This window comes from Pseudomonas sp. HP_14 (genome assembly GCF_055283875.1).
In genome coordinates this window covers 204136-210492 of sequence record NZ_JBTOQI010000003.1, presented here as the reverse complement: position 1 = coordinate 210492, position 6357 = coordinate 204136, and the positions used below count along the sequence as shown (strand labels likewise).

The 6357-nt window shown below is 51.8% G+C and carries 4 protein-coding genes; all 4 read right to left on the bottom strand.

Features of this window, described 5'->3' with window-relative positions; genetic code table 11:
* Nucleotides 1-816, bottom strand: an 816-nt coding sequence (locus ACYASS_RS04115; RefSeq protein ID WP_463585196.1) for a DUF6708 domain-containing protein, incomplete at its 3' end; no start/stop codon positions are given.
* A 4-nt stretch (nucleotides 817-820) separates the two neighbouring features.
* The gene (locus ACYASS_RS04110; protein ID WP_463585195.1) at nucleotides 821-2014 is read right to left on the bottom strand and encodes a DUF6708 domain-containing protein; all 1194 of its coding nucleotides are present in this window, start codon (nucleotides 2012-2014) and stop codon (nucleotides 821-823) included.
* Nucleotides 2004-5408, bottom strand: coding sequence for a toxin VasX (locus ACYASS_RS04105; protein ID WP_463585194.1), 3405 nt, complete (start codon nucleotides 5406-5408; stop codon nucleotides 2004-2006). Before ACYASS_RS04105 ends, ACYASS_RS04110 begins: the two co-directional genes overlap by 11 nt.
* A complete protein-coding gene (locus ACYASS_RS04100) occupies nucleotides 5405-6283 on the bottom strand; it encodes a DUF4123 domain-containing protein (protein ID WP_463585193.1) in 879 nt (292 codons plus the stop codon). Before ACYASS_RS04100 ends, ACYASS_RS04105 begins: the two co-directional genes overlap by 4 nt.
* Between the last annotated feature and the right edge of the window lie 74 nt (nucleotides 6284-6357).

The window sequence follows — 6357 nt, the reverse complement described above, 5'->3', positions numbered from 1 at the left end:
ATAAGGACGAAGCTCATATTCCGTATAGGCGCGACCATGGGAAAGACGTTGCCATACGTCGTATTTATCCTCAGGCACCCCATGCTCCATATATTGCCGAATAGCTTCCCAAGTCCCTATGGCGTGGGCTTGGCTGGGTTTGCCAAGCAACAAAGGCTGTACCATTTCCGTCTTTTCATTTTCCAGCGCAAGACCAAAGGTAAAGAAAACCGTGGCCCCGTATTGGCTAACCATCTCTCCTTGCGACACCCAGGCGGTTACCTTTTCCCAAGGCACTATCAGGACTTCGTGGGTATCGCTGCTGACATAGCAGACTTCTCGACGCTGACGATTGAAGCGTAATGGGTACTGTCTTGCTTGTTCTCGGGTTTGGGAGATTGTCGTGTGGACGCAAGTTCCAACCATCAGACATACCCCCGGCAGACAATAGGTCCAGGTAACCTGAAGACCCAAAATTAAAACTCTGGAGAACGTGTTGCTGGGGCTCTCCACTCCTAAAAAATAAATAAAAGTCGCAATCCAGACAGGTAATCCAATCAGAATAATGATTGCAATCCAAATGACCCATGCTAGCAACTTACCTTGCCACACCATGCCTCTATTACTTCCACCAACTTGCAGATATACGTCATTCACCTCCGAGAAATCATGAATACTCGCTGGCAACTGACCGGTATAGACAGGCAAAGGAGCAAGATACAAGGTTTCCTCGATAGCCGTTTTGCGTACTTCACCTGCTTTGGGTCGTAAGGTATCTAAGTCATGAGCCGACGGCCGCACAGGTTCTGCTTTACGTTTGAACAGTTTACTGAACATTAAGTCAACTCTTGCTTTCGATCAGCAGGCAAGCAGCGCGAAAGTCCAGCTTGTTCTTTTTCCTGTTCATGGCCTGCTCAACAATTTTTGTAGCTCGTTGCAGTTCCGGGCTGGGTTTGGCCCATTGATCTGGAGGAATAGGCGCTGACCACTCGCGGACTTTTTCCGGGATATACGGAGTGCCCGCTTTATGGCCCCATTCGGCAATCATATAGGGCATTTTCCAGAAGCTGAGTACACGCCAGATATACCAGCGGCGCAGGGGCCAGCGAGTGCGCGGGGAGAAGCCGATCTCAGCACGGCGCTCATCGCTGAAGCTGCAGTGCAGGCCCCCTTCTTCCTCTTTCAACAGTTTTTCGACTTCCCAAGTATGCAGGCCCTCATAAGGACGAAGCTCATATTCCGTATAGGCGCGACCATGGGAAAGACGTTGCCATACGTCGTATTTATCCTCAGGCACCCCATGCTCCATATATTGCCGAATAGCTTCCCAGGTCCCTATGGCGTGGGCCTGGCTGGGTTTGCCAAGCAACAAAGGCTGTACCATTTCCGTCTCTTCATTTTCCAGCGCAAGACCAAAGGTAAAGAAAACCGTGGCCCCGTATTGGCTAACCACCTCTCCTTGCGACACCCAGGCGGTTACCTTTTCCCAAGGCACTATCAGGACTTCGTGGGTATCGCTGCTGACATAGCAGACTTCTCGACGCTGACGATTGAAGCGCAGGGGGTATTGTCGGGCTTGTTCGCGGGTTTGAGAAATTGTGGTGTGTACGCAAGTTCCGATAACACATATCCCCCAAACTAAACCAAAGCCCCCAAAAACTTGGAAAAATAACCATAAATCGTTAGCAAAAGTATTTTTCGAACCCTCGGGAGTAAAGAAATAAGTACCAGAGGCAAGAATAACAGGCAAGAAAACCACAACCGTGATAACCAACCAGATAACCCATGCTAGCAACTTACCTTGCCACACCATGCCTCTATTACTTCCACCAACTTGCAGATATACGTCATTCACCTCCGAGAAATCATGAATACTCACTGACAACTGACCGGTATAGACAGGCAAAGGAGCAAGATATAGCGTTTCCTCAAAAGACGTCTTGCGAACTTCACCGACTTTGGGTCGCAAGGTATTTAAATCAGGAGCCGATAGCGGCGGGCCGTCGGCTTTGCGTGTAAACAGTTTACCTAGCATCAGGCTTTACCAGATCAATATTCCTAAGCAGCCAGGGCTCTGAGGGCTTAAGTTGCCTCAACTCTTCTGTTTCTGCTTTGTAGGCAAAAGTGCCAATTCGCTCCTGCCAACGATCCTCGATCAACCTGCGATGCAAATCCACCACGTAAAAGGTAGAGCGGTGACTGATAGTGCGGTGCTCTTCAAGCTCATAGCTGACCGCCAGGGCCAGCCCGAAGTGGTCCGTCATCAAGGGGCGCAGATCCAGACACAAAACAAGCGCCGCATCAGGACGATCAACACGCCTCAACTGGCTTACCAATACCTCGGTACATTTCGACCAATAAACAGGATTTTGCAGCCCCCGTGAAAGGCCCGGATCCCTCTGGCGCTGATGAGCTTCGATCCACACGTTGCGACGCTCCAGGTCCGCACTGCGGATGCCCGGAAAGGTCAGCCGCAACTCGACACTGTGCCGGGTACGCACCAATTCGCATAATGGCTGCTGAACGATCCCGGCCAGTTTCCCCCAGCTTTCATCGAGACTAAGGCCAAGATTCTCTCGCCCCCAGATGCTGCCGCGAACCCATTTTTTCAGTGAGTCGAGATTGAAGTAGTTGTACAACGCCTCCCCGGAAAGCTGAAGGGCGGTGACAGCGATACCGATCAAATTTGCTCTGGCGGCAATGCCGACCAGCGAGGAACTGTGTTGTGCCCAGGCCAACGCACGTAATTGTGCAGGCTTTTGGAAGATGGTACGGGTGATGTCATAGGTCTGATTCAACGCTCGAAAGTTTGTTCCAACCAATACTATGTCGCCACTCATTTGCAGTGAGGTCGCGGCGAGTTTTTTGCCGTCACCTTCTGCCAATGCGTTGGCCCACTGTTTAGTATGTTTACCGAAATCAAAAGATGCGGCAGTTAGCCCGAAACCAAAAGCGCCCAAACCGGTGAATGCAGACCACTTACCCAAGCGACCCAAAGTATCGAGCTTGCCGCTTGCACTGTACCTCTGGTTGATATGGGCTTGCAGCACGTTAATCGATATACCTTGAATAGCTGCAAAACCAGCAGATGACATGGTAATTCCTGCTTCTGTTAAATCAATTAGGTCTCTCCACCCGAGGTCTTCTTTCGATGAGATCTTTGAATAAACCTCAATAAATTTAATTGTTTGAATCAAAAACAGCACCGCTGCAATCTGATCCCCCTTCGACGTCAACAACCCACGTATCGACTCCTTAAAGGTCCCAGTCCTTCGATAGTCGCTTACAGTACGCTGCATCTCTTCCAAAAGTTGGGGGTCCATATTTCCGAGCACCAGCCCGAACTTCCCTGCACCACCACCGGGGGTCAATGCCAGACTCAGGCGCTCCTCAATAGGGGCCAGTTGATACTGGAGAGCACCAATATGCTCGTTAATCCGCATGCGATAGCCCAACGGATCTGCGTCATTAGTTTTGTACTTGAGCAATTCGCGACGTTCTTTATATAGTTCCTTCATCTCGTTTCGAAGGGTCAGCGCTGAGCGGCGATCACGATCAAATTGATCGTACTCGGAGGTGGAAGCGATGCGTAGCTGCAGTCCACTGGACGCATAGGCACTGAGCAAGCGCAGCCGGGCTACGGAACCGATTTTACGAATAAAACTGTTTGGATCGATTGACCCATTGCTGTGGAAATCTCTTCGAATAAGATCAAATTGATGGGCCATTTCCATCTGTCGCGCCGGATCATAAGCATTCCCCAACAAGCTTCTCAAACCCGTAAATTGAGTATTCAGATTGTCGAAGTCAGGCAACCTCTGACGCATCAGGCTGTTGAACTGATTGGCCAGTAAATCCATGTCGCGAACCACCGCTGGGGCGTCGCTGAGCTTGATGCTGAAGTTACTCAGCTCGGCGAGCTTTTTCTGCACGTCGGTTTGGTCTGCCAGATTCAAGGTGTCGAGACCCGGAATCTGGACCAGCGGGTTTTTCTCCAGATAGTCGTGCAGTTGCCGAACGGACGCCTCATCGTCACAGATCGCCGCCACGCAGTTGAACTCTCGCTCCAACCGATGCTGAATCTGCTCGCTCTGGTTGAAATCGTAATACCAGGCAGCACGGTGAAAATGACCTTCGATAATCATTTTCAGGCGGTCGGCACGGACACGCTTGAGCTGGCCGTGCCAATGACTCAGTAATGCCTGTTGCTTGAGCATGAAGCGTTGCATCGCCTCACGATGCACCAGTTGATCAATGCCCCGCTCGCCGATTTCCTTGCCACCCAGCGCATGCCAGGTATCCACTTCAAGGTCGTTGATTGCCGGACGATGAGTTTCCCAACGCGATTGTCCGAGAGTGTCGAGGAGTTCCACTGTGGCCTTGGCCAGCGGGTTGTTTTGCGCCTGATAGCGCCAGCTTTGCTCGTCACCGAAGATTGCCGGACCGCGATAGTCGCGCTTCACACGCAGGTATTCGTAGAGCTTTTCCCGCTCGGCGTCATTGGTATCGTCGATGAGTGCTTCGTAGCGCGGGTCCACACTGCCCAGCTTTTCAAGACGCTTCTGATTCACCTCATACATGGCCTGGATGTAAGCGCCCGTCAGGTATTGATGCTGAGTGTTTTCATCCTCGCTCCACCGGCCGATCCAGTCAGCCAGTTTGAGTTGCGCCGCCGCCAGATCGAGCATGATGCCGATATCATCGCGAACCACTAGAAACAGAAAATCATGTTTGTGTGCCGCGTTGACCTGGCTTGTCAGTTCTTCAATCCAGGTACTGCGAAACAATGCCTCATGCTCCCAACTGTAAGGGATGCTCTCCTCCGGGTTTGTACCATCAGGCAAGTCTTGAATTGGCAGGGTTTCAACGGTTTCGGCGAGCCATTGGCGGGCCTGCTTTTCATCCAGCAGATGTTTTCCCACATCTGCGCATTGCACGTGCTCAAGGCTGACGCGTTGCATGAAGTGTTCACGCTCAGGCAATTGAGCGATGACCTGAGAACACTTGTATGCCGTCCACTGAAACTCTGAATACGCTACATACAATGTGCTCTGCCGAGGGAATACCAACTCGGGTTCCCCGATCGAATGAGTCCGGATATCAGCGCTGACCTCTGCTCCTTTCCATAGAAGTTTGCTCAACGAGCCTTGTTCTATGCGGTATTCATGCAGGTAACCGCTGGCGTCATCGACGATGTACAAATAGCCGTCGCGTAGCAGCCGGATACCGGTTTGCCGGCTTTGCAAATGGTGCGGTACAAAGAGGCTTTTCGGTGGTTGAAGGTTTTCTACAAGGCCATACCGAAGAGGCAAAAACTGGAGGGTGCGTTTCATCAATGGGCACATACCGCCCGCGTCAAGTTCATCGACGTGTTGCGCGTTGGCCGTCAGGTTTGCCAAGTGACCACGAGGGGTCTGAAGGTCAGTCATTGGGTACTCCGCTGCGCCGCCAAAGTGGCTGCTCGATCGACACGCTGATGGGGTGTCAGGTCAGATTTTCTGGTTAGGAGCTCCACGATATCCGGATGGGATTGAAGCCCTTCATCGCCCAAAAAACCGAACACGTTGGCGTACAGCCATATTTCACGACGGCTTCGAAAACCGTGTTCAATGGCTGATGCAACCATCTGGTGGATACGTTCAAGACGTTGCTCTGGAGATAAGTCAGCCAGGTACTGCGGAAAGAAACGGCTCATATGCGAATGGAGCTGATTGACAGACATGCGATAGACAGTTGTCTGGAGCGCAGCCCATTGCGCGTCGTTGGGCGTGAAAGACTCTACAGGCCGTGTTGACGGTATATCTCCGAGGCGCCGGTATTGCCGCCAACCAGGTACGGGGTACTGAGTGACCAATACCGTGTGACAGGGTCCGAAAAGCTCCGCGTCTGGGTGGTGTTCCGGGGCAAAAATTGCATGCGCCACATCAGGAGAAGAAATACGCAAATACATATCGTCATGCTGCGCAGGACGAATGCTGGTCAACCAGCGCACGTGGGCCAGTAGTTCGTCCCATGAGCCGTCACTGACAAGCAGGTATCCCCAGTTATCAGCAGTGTTGGCCAGAAATTGCTGAAGTATCGGATTCTGATCATCGCGTATGCGAACGAGACAAGGGGAAAGCTGACTGATGCTCGCCCATCGAGTGCCGTTGTAAAGCACATGAGCTTCCGGGACCTGGGACCACTCATACAGACTGCGAAGGAGGTTTTTAACCTGAATGGCATCCAGTAGGAGGCCGACAGGCTTATCCCAAGTGAAGTCATCCGGCAGCGAAATAGCGGACGTCACTGATTGACCGTACATGGCAAATCCCTGGCCAAAGAAAGCGCAGGACTTTGCCGTTCACTGAGCTAATAGTCAGTCGGGAATATACGAGA

Coding starts and splice junctions, on each gene's coding strand:
- ACYASS_RS04105 (WP_463585194.1), bottom strand. CDS start 5,408: ATGACTGACCTTCAGACCCCTCGTGGTCACTTGGCAAACCTGACGGCC.
- ACYASS_RS04110 (WP_463585195.1), bottom strand. CDS start 2,014: ATGCTAGGTAAACTGTTTACACGCAAAGCCGACGGCCCGCCGCTATCG.
- ACYASS_RS04100 (WP_463585193.1), bottom strand. CDS start 6,283: ATGTACGGTCAATCAGTGACGTCCGCTATTTCGCTGCCGGATGACTTC.